Genomic DNA, 13,963 nt, shown 5'->3' with positions numbered 1-13,963 from the left:
CCTTCACTGACCGCTTCTTTCTTTCCCTCCGACCCTTCCTTTCCTTTCCACCGGTCCATCCTTTCCTCCCTCCGACCCTTCCGTCACGTCCCACCGACCTCTAATGTCTTTTCCACCGCCCTCTTCTTTCCGACCCATCCTTTCCGACGCTCCGACCCATCCTTTCCTTTCCACCGGCCTCTTCTTTCCTTCACTGACCGCTTCTTTCTTTCCCTCCGACCCTTCCTTTCCTTTCCACCGGTCCATCCTTTCCTCCCTCCGACCTTTCCTTTCCGTCCCTCCGACCCATCTCATCACCGGCTCCTTCCCCATCGTTCCCCTCCTCCCCTGTCATTTGAAAAGATCGCCAAAATTATCGAATGAATTTATCAATTGGCCCGGTTTAGCAGAATCCCTCCAAACTAACGCTCGTTAGTTAGACGCCATCCAAATATCACACTACCTCATTTGATTTTTTCAAATTTAGAGCCCCTTTTCCGATCTGTGTTAGAAAAATTTAATTTTAGCTTTGCTAAAACAAACGATTGCTGCCATGTCAGATCCTACTACTACCTCTCTTCCTAAAGACAATTTAATTCAGATTGGGTTAAGAGCCACCGGAGATATTCACTATCAGCTCTCTCCGGAAGAATTGATCCGGGACGCCCTCCGCAGAAAGGAAGGTGTGCTCAGCAGCACAGGCGCCCTGGTGATCCGCACAGGTGAATTCACCGGTCGCAGCCCTAAAGACAGGTATATTGTAAAAGACAGCATCACGGCAGATACTATTCACTGGAATGATTTCAACCAGCCGATGGAAGAAAAATACTTCCACGTCATCCTCAACGAAATGACGACTTTTCTGGACAGCCGGCCAGAGCTCTGGGTCCGCGACTGCTATGTCTGCGCCGATCCACGCCACCGGCTGAACATCCGGGTCGTGACCGAAACACCCGCCATCAGCCTTTTCGCGTATAATATGTTCCTCCGCCCCACAGACGAAGAACTGGAACACTTCAATCCCGACTGGCGCATCCTCTCCGCCCCGGGTCTAAAGCTGGATCCCGTCGCCTGTGGCATCCGCCAGCCCAACGCGGTGGTCATTTCCTTCCGTCATAAGATGATCCTTCTGGCCGGCACAGGCTATACTGGTGAAACGAAAAAAGCCATCTTTACCATCCTGAACTACCTGCTGCCAAAAGAAAAGAATATCCTTAGCATGCATTGCTCCGCCAATATAGGGAGGGAAGGCGACACCGCCATCTTCTTCGGCCTTAGCGGCACCGGTAAGACTACGTTGAGCGCCGATCCCCAGCGTAAGCTCATCGGCGATGACGAGCACGGCTGGACGGATGACAATATCTTCAACTTCGAAGGCGGCTGCTATGCCAAATGTATCAACCTGAAAGAGGATAAAGAGCCAGAGATCTTTCAGGCCATCCGCCCGGGAGCCCTCGTCGAAAATATAAGATTCTATCCCGGCACGGACATCATCAATTTCGAAGATGGCTCGATCACGGAAAATACCCGTGTCTCCTACCCCCTGTCCTACATCGGCAACTCCCTGGAACCCTCGGTAGGCGATATGCCAAAGAACATTTTTTTTCTCACCTGTGACGCGTATGGCGTATTACCACCCGTTTCCCGGCTCACCCCTGGCCAGGCTATGTACCAGTTTATTTCCGGCTACACGGCCAAAGTTGCCGGTACGGAAACGGGCATTACTGAACCCAAACCCACATTCAGCGCCTGCTTTGGCGCCCCCTTCCTACCCCTCCATCCTGGACACTATGCCGGGATCCTGGGCAGAAAGATGAAGGAACATGGCGTAAAGGTCTGGATGATCAACACTGGCTGGTCAGGTGGCCCCTACCTGAAAGGCAGCCGCATCCGGTTGGCCTATACACGGGCAATGATCACGGCAGCGCTGGAAGGCTGCCTGGATAATGTGGACTATGACACCCATTCCATATTCGGCGTGGCGATGCCTCGCACCTGTCCCGGTGTCCCGGGCGGGATCCTTAACCCCCGCAACGCCTGGCCAGATCCGGCCGCATATGATAAAATGGCCAGCGACGTCGCCAGCTGGTTTATTAATAATTTTAAAAAGTATGAAGACGGAGTTACCCCTGAAGTCCGGAATGCAGCCCCCGTGACCGGTACTCAAAAATAATTTTAAAAAAAAGTTAAAAAAAGTTTCCTAATACGGGGGAAATTCCAGAACTTGGCCGCACCAATTCCGGAACGAACCACGGGGTCTCCGGTCACACTCTGCGATTGTTTGCCAAAACTAACTCCATCCACCTGATGGGGTTTTTTATTAGCGGCAAGCCGCAAGCAATACCTAAAAAAACTTTTAAGCGCCTACATCAAACAAACTTGCAGCTTGAAGCTTGCAGCTTGAAGCTTGCAGCTTGAAGCTTGTAGCTTGCCGCTCAAAACAGTCCGTAAAGTTGGGAATCGATTCGTGTAATGATCTCTCCCAGATGCTCTTCATTCTCCGGGAACTTATTCTTGTCGATGTCTACGATCAACAATGGGCCTTCTTTGTAACCCTCGATCCATTTGTTGTAAAAATCGTTCAACCGTTTCAGGTAGTCGAGACGGATGTTCTCTTCATATTCACGCCCGCGTTTCTGGATCTGGGCCACCAGTGTCGGAACGGAAGCCTGCAGGTAGATGAGGAGGTCCGGCGGCTGCACCATCCTTTTAAGCGTCTGGAAAAATTGAAAGTAATTGTTGTAATCCCGTTTGCTCATCAGGCCCATTTCATGAAGGTTGGGCGCAAATATATGCGCATCCTCATAGATGGTCCTGTCCTGGATCACCGTCTCAGTACCCGCATGGATCTCCAGCAGTTGGTTAAGACGGCTGTTTAAAAAGAAGATCTGAAGATTAAAGCTCCACCTGGGCATGTCCTCATAGAAATCATTCAGGTAGGGATTGTGGTCGACATCCTCGAACTGGGGTATCCAACGATAATGTTTGCTCAGCATCTCCGTCAACGTTGTCTTGCCCGCACCGATGTTTCCAGCTACAGCAATATGCTTAGGTTTCTTATTTTTTGCCATGAAAGGTTTAAGATATTAATTCTTTTTCAAATTTCTAGAAATAATTCAGGCCTATTGCGTCCTTGGCCAATTGCAACGTGACTGCCGCGCTGGCCCTTGCCTTGGCCGCGCCCTGCTCCATCACCTGCCGGAGATAAGCCTCATCGTTACGTATGTGCTCTGCCTTTTCACGGATAGGAGTGATAAAAGCCACCATCCCTTCAGCCAGCTCTTTCTTCATATCACCATAACGGATAGTACCCGCCTGGTAATCCGCCTGGAACTTATCCAGGACATCCTGGGGCCTCACCAGCTTCAGCAGCAGGAACAGGTTGGCGATCGTTTCCGGCATAGGCGCGCCCGGCGCCAGCGCACCACTGTCCGTCTTTGCCTTGCTGATCTTTTTACGGATAGATTCATCATCATCGGCCAGGTATAAAGTAGCCATCTGATTCTCGCTCTTGCTCATTTTCCCCGCCCCGTCCAGGCTGGGCACTTTTATCAGGTCCTCCCCGAAATTGAAAGCATAGGGCTCCGGAAATACTTCGCTATAACGTTGATTAAACCGGTTGACATAATTGCGGGCTATTTCCAGGTGCTGTTCCTGGTCCTTGCCCACCGGCACCAGCGTGGCCCGGTGCAAAAGGATGTCGGCTGCCTGCAGGACGGGGTAGGTCAGCAGACCGGCATTGACGTTCTCAGGCTGCAAACGTACCTTATCTTTAAAAGTAGGGGTCTTTTCCAGTTCGCCCTTGTAGGCCAGCATATTCAGAAAAAGATAGAGCTCGGCCGTTTCCGGTACATGGCTCTGGCAATACAAGGCCACCTTGTCCGGATCCAATCCGCAGGCAATGTTCTCCGCCAATACCCGCCGCACATGCTGCTTCAGCTCCCTGGTCTCCCGCAGGGTTGTCAGGGCATGCAGGTCCGCTACCATGAAATAACAGGTATAGGCATCCTGCATCCGCACATAGTTCCGCAGCGCTCCGAAGTAATTTCCCAGGTGCAGAAACCCCGTGGGCCGGATCCCGCTCATGACGATATCTTTCTTTTTTTCCATATTAGTTTAAGATCTGCCGGCGTAGGCAAGTCTCCTCCGTCGACTTTTGAGAAGCGCGAAGATAGCCCCTCCATGCCGTTTGTCAAAACTTGACCAATACCCTCTTAGCATCAAAATAATCAGCTATTTTTGCCTAAACACCTTGCATGGAAGTCAACGACGCCCTGATCGACAATTTGTCTAACCTCGCCCGGCTGGAATTCAGCACAGAAGAAAAGGAGGATATCAAAAAAGACCTGCGGCGAATGATCGAATTCGTTGAAAAACTGGGAGAACTGGACACTACGGGTGTTGAGCCCCTGTTACATATGAGTCCTGCCATCAACGTCCTGCGGGATGATACCCCCGGAGGCTCCGTCAGCCGGGAAGAAGCCCTGGCCAATGCCCCCGCTACAGATGGGACTTATTTCAAAGTTCCGAAAGTGATCCGCAAAATATGACCCAAACGCCTATTATACGCCTCCAGGATATCCGGAAAAGCTATTTTATGGGCCGCCAGGCCCTGCCCGTGCTTAAAGGAGTATCCCTCGATATTTTAAAGAACGAGTATGTAGCCCTGATGGGGCCCTCCGGCTCCGGTAAAAGCACCCTCATGAATATCCTGGGTTGTCTCGACTCCCCCACCGCCGGAACCTATATCCTGAATGGACAGGACGTAAGCAAGATGCAGGACGATGACCTGGCCGATGTCCGGAACATAGAGATCGGGTTCGTATTCCAGCAATTCAACCTCCTTCCCCGCCTGACAGCCGCAGAGAACGTCGCCCTCCCCCTCGTCTATGCAGGCGTGCCCAAAAAACAACGCATTGAAAGGGCCCTGGAGGTTTTGAAGAAGGTCAACCTGGAAGATAGAAGCCATCACAAGCCGAACGAACTTTCCGGTGGACAGGCACAGCGGGTGGCCATTGCCAGGGCGCTGGTGAACAACCCCTCCCTGATCCTCGCTGATGAACCCACAGGCAACCTGGATACAAAGACGTCCATCGAGATCATGGATATCTTTACAAAGATCCAGTCCGGCGGCAATACGGTTGTCCTGGTCACGCACGAAGAAGACATTGCAAATTACGCCCACCGTGTCGTTCGTCTGCGGGATGGGATCATAGAAAGCGACCGGAAACAGGCTCCCGCAGCCATGAGCCATTAAAACTGCAATTCCATGGCATTTAAAATCTATACCAGGACAGGCGATAAAGGCAAGACCGCCCTCATCGGCGGAACAAAAGTTCCCAAAAGCCACATTCGCATCGAGTCCTATGGCACCATAGATGAGCTGAACTCCCATATAGGATTGCTCAGCGACCACCTGGCCGCCGCATCCGGCGCCGTCAGCCATCCCGTCTTCCCGCTCACCGCATCCATTCAAACCCTCCGCGAGATCCAGGACCGCCTCTTCACCATCGGCGCCTCACTGGCATGCGACCCCGACAAAGAGTCCAAAATGAAGATCCCTGACTTGAAAGAGGATGATATCAAGGCGTTGGAGCAGGATATCGACAGGATGAATGAAGGGCTGCCCGAAATGAAGTCTTTTATCCTGCCGGTCGGACATGTCGCCGTCTCCACAGCCCATATAGCCCGATGCGTATGCCGTCGCGCAGAAAGGATTTGCGTCCAAATGCAGGAAGAAGGACAATTCATCGACCCCCTCGTCCTGAAATATATCAACAGGCTCAGCGATCACCTCTTCACCCTGGCCCGCTATGCCGGCCACCTGCTACAAGCGCCGGAAATTCCATGGAAACCCAGGATTTGAGAACGCTTTCGCACTTTCCCAACTCGCGCACATACCTAACTCTTCTTTATACCCAGATTGCCCCTGGCGACCTGTCTTCCTGGAAACCACGTATATAGCCTCAAGCTACAAGCTAATGCCTTAAAAAAACCACTTGCAGCTTGCAGCTTGTAGCTTGTAGCTTGCAGCTCACTGCTCGCAGCTCGAAGCTCACAGCTCACAGCTCACAGCTCGCAGCTCGCACCTCACCGCTCCCCACTCGCAGCTCTTTCTATCACCCCATCCCGCATATGCAACACCCTGTCGCTCATCCGCGCCAGCTCCTCATTATGGGTTACAATTAAGAATGTCTGTTTCAACCTGTCCCTCAGATCAAAGAAAAGCTGGTGAAGTTCTTTCGCATTGGCAGTATCCAGGTTCCCCGACGGCTCGTCCGCAAATACAATATCCGGGTCATTGATGAGCGCACGCGCTACAGCCACCCGCTGCTGCTCGCCTCCCGACAAGGCCCCCGGTTTATTGTCTATCCGGTGTCCTACTCCCAGGGTCTTCAACAGCTCAGTCGCCCGCTGCTCAACCTCTGTCTTTTTTCTCCCGGCAATCCAGCCCGGGATACAGACATTTTCCAATGCGCTGAACTCAGGCAGCAGGTGGTGGAACTGGAAGACAAATCCAATATGGCGGTTGCGAAAATCAGCCAGCTGACGCCCTTTTAGGTCATTGATCTTTTTATTTTCCAGGAAGACCTCACCCTTGGCCGGCTCATCCAGCGTGCCCAGGATATGGAGCAAGGTGCTTTTCCCACATCCGGAGGGCCCCACAATACTGACGATCTCTCCTTTCCGGATCTGTACATCCACCCCTTTCAGTACCCAGAGGGCGCCATAATACTTCTCTATTCCTTTGGCTGTTAGCATATTAATAATTTGAATTCGGCCCGCATTGTTCCTAACAGTGACACGACAGCCATTTGTTTGCCCGTCTGATTCATCGCCCCTCCTTCACTCCTTGGATTTGCCCGCCCGTCTGATTTCAGCACCCCCTTTCACTCCTTGGATTTGCCCGCCCGTCTGATTTCAGCACCCCCCTTCACTCCTTGGATTTGCCCAACCGTCTGATTTCAGCCCCCCCCTTCACTCCTTGGATTTGCTCGCCCGCCTGATTTCATCGCCGCTCCTCCACTCCTTAGAAATGTCCTCCCCCACTTTTGTCGTCTTTCAGGTGCCCCGGTTTCACCCATCCCCCCGATCTGCCGCCCCTTCCCATCTTATTTTTATCCCCACACCTGACGGCAGATTATTCTTCTCCGGGTGGCTTAATGCCTGCAAACCTACACGTTAGCCTCCATAAAATGGTTTCCCCGGGGATAATTTTGGAAAATTCGATAAAGGGAACCCTTAATGTGAAAGGTTAATTTTTAACTGATATTTGGTGGTTTCGTTTTAAAAATTACTTTTGCGGAAAATTAAGAGTAATGTTCTGGACACTAGAATTAGCCAGCTATTTGGAAGACGCTCCCTGGCCGGCTACAAAAGACGAATTGATCGACTACGCCATTCGTTCCGGTGCTCCTATCGAGGTAGTAGAAAACCTGCAGGAACTGGAGGATGAAGGAGAGATCTATGAAGGCATCGACGACATCTGGCCGGACTATCCCAGCCAGGAAGATTTCTTTTTCAACGAGGATGAATACTGAAGATCAGCATCTTGCGAATAAAAAAAGGGGTACATTATCGATGTGCCCCTTTTTATTAAAGATTATTTTTAGTTCTTATTGAACACCCAGGCTCGTCAATATCTCTGTGCTAACTCCCGTGGACGAGTATCCGCCGTCATGAAAGAGGTTCTGCATGGTCACCATTCTCGTCAGATCCGAAAAGAGAGTGATACAGTAGTTGGCGCAATCCTCCGCAGTGGCATTCCCCAGAGGCGCCACAGACTGCGCAAAATCATAAAAGTCGCCAAATCCCTTGATTCCCGTCCCAGCGGTTGTTTTTGTAGGCGACTGCGAGACGGTATTGATGCGCACTTTCTTCTCTACCCCATAGTGATAGCCGAAGCTGCGGGCAATAGATTCCAGCATTGCCTTGATATCGGCCATATCAGTATAAAAAGGATAGGTACGTTGGGCCGCCATGTAGGTCAATGCTACCACGCTCCCCCATTCGGCAATAGCATCCAGCTTTTTGGCTACCGCCAGCATTTTATGCAGCGACAAGGCTGAAATATCGATGCCCTTCTGAAAATATTCATAGTTCAGATCCGTATAAGGGATATTCTTGCGGATATTGACGCTCATCCCGATTGAATGCAGCACAAAGTCTATCTTTCCCCCCAGGATTTCCTGCGACCGCGTGAACAGCGTAGTCAATTCTTCCACATTCGTCGCATCAGCAGGCACGATCTCCGAACCCGTTTGCTCAGCCAGCTTTTTGATCTCTCCCATACGCATAGCGATAGGCGCATTCGTCAGTACGAACGTAGCGCCCTCTTCATGTGCCTTCTCCGCAACTTTCCATGCGATCGAATTTGCATCAAGGGCGCCGGTGATAATGCCCCTTTTACCTTTCAAGAGGTTGTAAGCCATAGATTGTATTTTATAGTTCTTGTTTTGTGACCCCTGATCCGGGGAAATCAGGGCCAAATATAGGAGATTAAAGACTTCGGAGCCCTCAACAGGATTTCTATTCGTAAAAAATAACTATGTTCCGGGAGGAAAGATCCGGACGATCAATGCCACCACAGAGACAATGACCACGACGATAAGCAGGAAATTTGCAAAAAAATAAAGGAACATCCGCCCCGCGGAGTCACGGGGTCTGATGATTCGCTGTAGTCCGCGATTTATGTAATACACGGCCGTCAACGACAATAAAAGTATCAGCAGTATAGAGATTGAACGGCCTTTCATAGGAAAATTTAATTCATCACCATTTCCCTGGCATTCTCCAATGCCGCAGCCGTCGGCTTCTCACCCCCCAGCATCTGCGCAATAGCCGTGATCCGCTCGTCCTGTGTCAGCAGTCGCACACTCGTCTTGATATGTTTGCCCTTCGCGTCCTTAAAGACAAAATAATGCGCATCCGCCTTGCCCGCGATCTGCGGCTGATGGGTGATACAAATGACCTGGCGCTTCCTGGAAAGGTTTTTCAGAATGACCCCCACCTGCCTCGCTGCCTCACCCGATATACCCGTATCGATCTCATCGAATATCAAGGTAGGCAGGTCGATGGTTTCCGCTACCAGCGATTTGATACATAACATCAGGCGGCTTAGCTCCCCGCCCGAAGCCACTTTCCTGATAGGCTCAAAGCGGTTGCTCTTATTCGCATCGAAAAGAAATTCTATCGCATCCATACCCGCAGCCTGCAGTTCCGTCGCGTGTAGCTGCACCTTCAGCCGCGCATTGGGCATACCCACTTGTCGTAATAGTTTATTTACCTGCTCCTCCAAAGGCGTCGCCTGCGCCTGCCTGTTCTTAGACAGCACCAACGCCTGCTTCTTCGCATCCGCCTGCAACAATGCCACTTCCTTTTCCCGCGCAGCAATGCTCTCATCCACATTCAGTGATGCCCGTAATTTATCCGCCAGCTGATCGCGCAGCGCCAGTAATTCGGCTGTCGTCTGTACGCCATGCTTTTTCAGGAGCTTATATCCCATGGAAAGGCGCTCGTTGATCTCTTCGATCTTGCGGGGATCATAATTGATATGGTCATTGATACGTTCCACCTCTCCGGCAATATCCTGCAACTCGATCTGCACCGACTGCATCCGCTCCGACAGAATGGGAAGCTCGGGATGGAACGAGGAGAAATGCTGCAAAGAATGCTGCAATGTCTTTAGCTGTTGCACCATTGGCTGCTCGCCTTCCTTTAGGTCGTAATATATTTTCGAAAGAGCTGTCTTGATCCCCTCTGAATTACTCAGCAATTTCAACTCCTGGTCCAGCTCTTCCAGCTCACCCGTCCTGAGACCGGCATCGTTGAGTTCGTCGAAGAGGAATTTATTGTAGTCAATCTCTTTGTTGAATTGCGCTTTCTGCTCCTGCAGTTTCGCCAGCTCCCGGCCTGCCGCCTGCCAGTTCCGGTAGACAGTCTGATATTTATCCAGCAGAACAGCCTGCCCTGCCAAAGCATCCAATACCTCCCGCTGAAAATCCGATTCCCCCAGCTCCAATGTGTCAAACTGCCGGTGAAGATCCACCAGCTGAGAGCTCAGCTTCCGCAATTGCTCCAGGTTCACAGGCGTATCGTTGATGAAAGCTCTCGATTTCCCGCTGGGGGCGATCTCGCGACGGATCACGATCTCCTCTTCAGCATCCAGGTCATTGTCCTTCAGGAAAGCCATCACGGCTGCGCCCGCCAGTGTAAAAGTTCCTTCCACATAACATTTTTTGTCCTTTTCCAGCAGGACGGCGGTGTCCGCACGATCTCCCAGGATCAGCGACAATGCCCCCATGAGGATGGATTTACCGGCGCCCGTCTCACCCGTAATGACATTCATTCGCCCCGAAAAATCGATGCTGAGTACATCGATGATCGCATAATTTTGTATGTGAAGCTTTTGTATCATGTTTGCCGTAGAAGATTGCCAGCAAATTAAGTAATTACCCGATTACACGAATAACAAGATCTTCACATCCCTTAACCGAAGCTACCTGCCTGCAGCTTGCAGCTCACCGCTCGCAGCTCGTAGCTCACCGCTCGCAGCTACTCCCTGCATCTCCCAATACCCGCCTTCGCTTTCTGGTCTAAAGAATTTTTATAATCATGGTCCTTCAATGAAAGGCACTTCTCGAAATAAGAGATGGCCCCGGCCCTGTCCCCCTTTTGCTCACAGAGATAGCCTGCCTGTAATGCTGCCCTGGCCGCAAAATATGCACGCAAACCCTCCCCCATCCGGATCGTGGCCTGGTATGCCGATATAGCCTCATTTCCCCTGCCCAGCCCATCATAGATCCTGCCCTGGCGGTACGCAAACTCACATTTGTCCTCAGGCAGCCGGAAGTCCGACTCCCCCTTCCCCTGCAATGATTGCAAAGCTTCCCCATAATACCCTCCGTCGCATAACAGACGAGCCCTTAGTAGCACCTTATCCGGCCATTCCCCGCTTTTCGCTTCCTTCAGGGCCTGCTTGTCCGCATCTGATTCGGCGCCTCCCTTAAGGATCACCTGCTCACGGCATGCAGATGCCCTGGCCATATCCCCGTTGAGATAGTAAGACCAGCTCAGCTTCTGCAACGCATCCTTCAGATAGAACTTCCCTTTGAAATCGCGGACGAACCGCTCCAGGTATACATGCGCATCTGCCTCCAGGTGATAAAGACGCACATAGCCCATCTCCAGGTCCCATACAGGCATATCCAGATAGCCGGCCCCTCCGTTCCGCCGGCGCATGACCTGCTCCGCATAGGCAGCCTGCTGGTTGTTGATGCTCAGGTTGGCCGCGAGATAGGCAAAAAGATAATTATGCTCAACGTCCAGCGCATTTTGTTTTATGAACCGGAAGACCTCTTCGTGCTTATTTTCAATATAGAATTTGAGATAGAGAAAATAAAATGTGGCTTCCTTTCGATACAGCTGCGACATATCGTCATTGGCGGCAAGTACTCCCTGCAGCCGGCCCATCCCTTCCCTGATATTCCCTTTGATGCCCAACAGGCCGCTTAGCCATTTATAACCATCCGGGATCGTACCCGCCACCACCTGCATGGCGCCGGTCAGCATCAATGCGGGCGTAAAATCAGGAAACTTACGCAGCAGCTCCTTACTCTGAAGAAATGATCGCCGGAACTCCCATCCGGCATCCCAGTTGTCGCCAAACTTGATCTTGATCGCCGCCCACTGGAAATGAATAACGCTCCGCGTGAAAAGATAAAATGGCGAAGATTCAGGCCCCTCGCACATCCACTGTATCCGCCGGTCCAGCATATCCTTCCTTACCTGGTATTCCGCAGGGTCTTCATTAAAGAACAGCGTAAAAAAATCAATATAATTCTCGAGGAACAAGGGTATCAGGTTGGAAGGGTCCCTCTTTTTCTCGGCATCCAGTATCTTTTGCCCTGCTTCCAGTCTGAGCTGGATGATCTCCTGATAGGCCTCCTGGCAATGAGCATTAAGATCAAAATGTTTTTGCGCCTTGCTCCAAAGAGGACTCAGCAGCAGCAGGCCACCAATAAGAAGACCCCAATTGCTTGGGGTCCCGCTATTCATTATCGCTGTCCGGTACTTCACAGTGTTCCCGGCAGGAATTATTTCACTTCTATCTGGTCATTCAGCTCATTATCGACGAGGATGCGTCCGCAGTTCTCGCAAACGATGATCTTTTTGCGCTGGCGGATCTCACTTTGACGTTGCGGAGGAATGGCATTGAAGCAGCCGCCGCATGCATCACGCAATACAGGAACTACGGCTAGCCCGTTCCGGTAGTTACCGCGGATACGGTCGTAGGAATGGAGCAGGCGAGGTTCCACTTTCTCGCGGGCTTCTACAGACAGCTTGTTGAAATGCTTCTCTTCCTTCTCCGTCGTGGCAATGATCTTATCCAGCTCGTCCTTCTTGTTCTTCAGCACGGATTCCTTCGTAGCAATGTTCTTCTTCGCCTTTTCCAGCAGCTGCACCTTTTCGGCGATCTCTTCATTGGCATCCTTGATATGCTTTTCAGCCAGCTTCACTTCCAGCTGCTGCATCTCGATTTCCTTATTGATCGCTTCAAACTCACGGCTGTTCTTTACATTCTGACTTTGCTTGTCATATTTCTTTATCAGCGCATCTGCTTCCTTGATCGCTTCTTTCTTTGAATTGATAAACTCCTGGATACCGTTGATCTCTTCCTCTACACGGGTCTGACGGGCATGTAAACCCTGGATTTCATCTTCCAGGTCGCTGACCTCCATCGGTAGCTCCCCTTTTAATATTTTGTACTCGTCTAACTTTGATTCAATTTTTTGGAGGGTCACCAGTGAAGTGAGCTTTTCCTCAACAGAGAATTCTTTTACGTTTGACATAGTGTGTTTAATAATAATAACAGATCGGATTTGTTTTTGTTTCCGATTTAAGGACGGCAAAGTTACGGAATTTTTCCCGTAAAACCTCAAAAAGCAGGTCCACCGTGTATTGCTCGCTTTCGAAATGCCCGATATCCGCCACAACCATCCGGTCATTGGCGTCAAAGAACTCATGGTATTTGACATCCGACGTGATGTAAAAGTCGGCCTTTTCAGCTAAAGCATTGGAAATCATAAAGCTACCTGCGCCTCCGCAAAGGGCCACCCGCTTCACTGGCCTGCCGGTAAGCCGGGTATGACGGATCACCGGAACCTGGAAGGCCTCCCGGATCCGAGCCAAAAAATCGCTTTCCGGCACCGCTTCAGGCAATTCCCCGATCAGCCCCGATCCCACGCCGGGATGCGTATTGGCCAGGTTAACCAGGTCATAAGCCACTTCCTCATACGGATGCGCCGCGATCATAGCCTTTACCACTGCTCCGCTCAGATGCACGGGCAGTATCATCTCCAGACGGACCTCATTTTCAGCATGCCGTAAGCCCGGCTGCCCCACGAATGGATGAGTCCCCTCCCCACCCTTGAAGGTCCCCGTGCCCGTAACAGAAAAGCTGCATTCACTATACCCGCCAATTTCACCGGCCCCGGCGGAAAATATCGCGTTCCGCACTTTCTCCAGATGATCCACCGGCACAAAGCAATACAGCTTCCGCAACACCCCGTCCCGCAGCAACAAAGGACGCCCCCCCATAATCCCCAGCCTGGCAGCGATCCTTCCATTCACGCCCCCGGATACCACATTGTCCAGGTTGGTATGGATAGCATAGATCGCTATATCGTGTTTGATGGCGGCAATCACCGCCTTTTCCACGTAATTTTTCCCATTGATCTTTTTCAATCCTGAGAAAACGATAGGATGATGCGCCACGATCAGGTTGCATCCACGTGCGATCGCTTCATTCACCACGGCCTCAACGCAATCTAACGTTACAAGCGCCCCATGACACGCCCAGTCCCTGCTGCCGGTGATCAGGCCCGCATTGTCATAGCTTTCCTGGTAGGACGGCGGCGCCAGTAATTCCAGATGCGAAAGGACGGCATTGATGGTCACTGCTGTATTCATGAATTAATTCGTG

15 protein-coding genes are annotated in these 13,963 nt (G+C 51.3%); 6 read left to right on the top strand and 9 right to left on the bottom strand.

The window, feature by feature from the left end:
* A partial coding sequence (locus Q4E93_RS31130; RefSeq protein WP_303591853.1) for a hypothetical protein occupies window positions 1-363 on the top strand: 363 nt, incomplete at its 5' end.
* A gap of 169 nt (window positions 364-532) precedes the next feature.
* A complete protein-coding gene (gene pckA / locus Q4E93_RS31125; protein WP_303591852.1) occupies window positions 533-2,152 on the top strand; it encodes a phosphoenolpyruvate carboxykinase (ATP) in 1,620 nt (539 codons plus the stop codon).
* Between the two features lie 262 nt (window positions 2,153-2,414).
* Here the strand turns inward: pckA and Q4E93_RS31120 are convergent, their stop codons facing one another.
* Both Q4E93_RS31120 and trpS read right to left on the bottom strand, forming a co-directional pair.
* Entirely contained in the window at window positions 2,415-3,050 is a 636-nt protein-coding gene (locus Q4E93_RS31120) for a deoxynucleoside kinase (protein WP_303591851.1), read from the bottom strand.
* A 34-nt stretch (window positions 3,051-3,084) separates the two neighbouring features.
* Window positions 3,085-4,089 carry a tryptophan--tRNA ligase gene (trpS, locus tag Q4E93_RS31115; protein ID WP_303591850.1) on the bottom strand — a complete coding sequence of 335 codons (1,005 nt, stop codon included), beginning with the start codon at window positions 4,087-4,089 and terminating at the stop codon, window positions 3,085-3,087.
* A gap of 146 nt (window positions 4,090-4,235) precedes the next feature.
* Here trpS and gatC point away from each other — a divergent pair, with 146 nt between their 5' ends.
* Genes gatC through Q4E93_RS31100 form a run of 3 tightly spaced genes read left to right on the top strand, consistent with a single transcriptional unit; the run spans window position 4,236 to window position 5,845 of the window.
* Window positions 4,236-4,529 (top strand): Asp-tRNA(Asn)/Glu-tRNA(Gln) amidotransferase subunit GatC, encoded by a 294-nt coding sequence (gene gatC / locus Q4E93_RS31110; RefSeq protein ID WP_303591849.1) that lies wholly within the window; start codon window positions 4,236-4,238, stop codon window positions 4,527-4,529.
* Window positions 4,526-5,236: an ABC transporter ATP-binding protein gene (locus Q4E93_RS31105; RefSeq protein ID WP_303591848.1), complete on the top strand. Its 711-nt coding sequence runs from the start codon at window positions 4,526-4,528 to the stop codon at window positions 5,234-5,236. Before gatC ends, Q4E93_RS31105 begins: the two co-directional genes overlap by 4 nt.
* Before the next feature lie 12 nt (window positions 5,237-5,248).
* On the top strand, window positions 5,249-5,845 hold the full coding sequence (locus Q4E93_RS31100) for a cob(I)yrinic acid a,c-diamide adenosyltransferase (RefSeq protein WP_303591847.1): 597 nt from the start codon (window positions 5,249-5,251) through the stop codon (window positions 5,843-5,845).
* Window positions 5,846-6,069: 224 nt separating this feature from the next.
* Here the strand turns inward: Q4E93_RS31100 and Q4E93_RS31095 are convergent, their stop codons facing one another.
* Window positions 6,070-6,741 carry an ABC transporter ATP-binding protein gene (locus tag Q4E93_RS31095; protein ID WP_303591846.1) on the bottom strand — a complete coding sequence of 224 codons (672 nt, stop codon included), beginning with the start codon at window positions 6,739-6,741 and terminating at the stop codon, window positions 6,070-6,072.
* Between the two features lie 557 nt (window positions 6,742-7,298).
* Here Q4E93_RS31095 and Q4E93_RS31090 point away from each other — a divergent pair.
* Window positions 7,299-7,520, top strand: coding sequence for a DUF2795 domain-containing protein (locus Q4E93_RS31090; protein WP_039131553.1), 222 nt, complete (start codon window positions 7,299-7,301; stop codon window positions 7,518-7,520).
* Between the two features lie 75 nt (window positions 7,521-7,595).
* Here the strand turns inward: Q4E93_RS31090 and Q4E93_RS31085 are convergent, their stop codons facing one another.
* The 6 genes from Q4E93_RS31085 to Q4E93_RS31060 all read right to left on the bottom strand — a co-directional run bounded on the left by Q4E93_RS31085 (window position 7,596) and on the right by Q4E93_RS31060 (window position 13,950).
* On the bottom strand, window positions 7,596-8,411 hold the full coding sequence (locus tag Q4E93_RS31085) for an enoyl-ACP reductase FabI (protein ID WP_303591845.1): 816 nt from the start codon (window positions 8,409-8,411) through the stop codon (window positions 7,596-7,598).
* A 114-nt stretch (window positions 8,412-8,525) separates the two neighbouring features.
* The gene (locus Q4E93_RS31080) at window positions 8,526-8,735 is read right to left on the bottom strand and encodes a hypothetical protein (protein WP_303591844.1); all 210 of its coding nucleotides are present in this window, start codon (window positions 8,733-8,735) and stop codon (window positions 8,526-8,528) included.
* Between the two features lie 8 nt (window positions 8,736-8,743).
* On the bottom strand, window positions 8,744-10,396 hold the full coding sequence (gene recN / locus Q4E93_RS31075; protein ID WP_303591843.1) for a DNA repair protein RecN: 1,653 nt from the start codon (window positions 10,394-10,396) through the stop codon (window positions 8,744-8,746).
* A 137-nt stretch (window positions 10,397-10,533) separates the two neighbouring features.
* A complete protein-coding gene (locus Q4E93_RS31070) occupies window positions 10,534-12,036 on the bottom strand; it encodes a tetratricopeptide repeat protein (RefSeq protein ID WP_303591842.1) in 1,503 nt (500 codons plus the stop codon).
* A gap of 38 nt (window positions 12,037-12,074) precedes the next feature.
* Window positions 12,075-12,830 (bottom strand): zinc ribbon domain-containing protein, encoded by a 756-nt coding sequence (locus tag Q4E93_RS31065; protein ID WP_303591841.1) that lies wholly within the window; start codon window positions 12,828-12,830, stop codon window positions 12,075-12,077.
* 7 nt (window positions 12,831-12,837) lie between these two features.
* Complete coding sequence (locus tag Q4E93_RS31060; protein WP_303591840.1) at window positions 12,838-13,950, bottom strand: Nif3-like dinuclear metal center hexameric protein; 1,113 nt, start codon at window positions 13,948-13,950, stop codon at window positions 12,838-12,840.
* Window positions 13,951-13,963 lie beyond the last annotated feature (13 nt).

Source organism: Flavitalea plasmicola (genome assembly GCF_030546645.1).
GTDB lineage: Bacteria > Bacteroidota > Bacteroidia > Chitinophagales > Chitinophagaceae > Puia.
The sequence above is the reverse complement of the archived record's forward strand: the minus strand, read 5'-3'. Positions and strand labels throughout refer to the sequence as shown.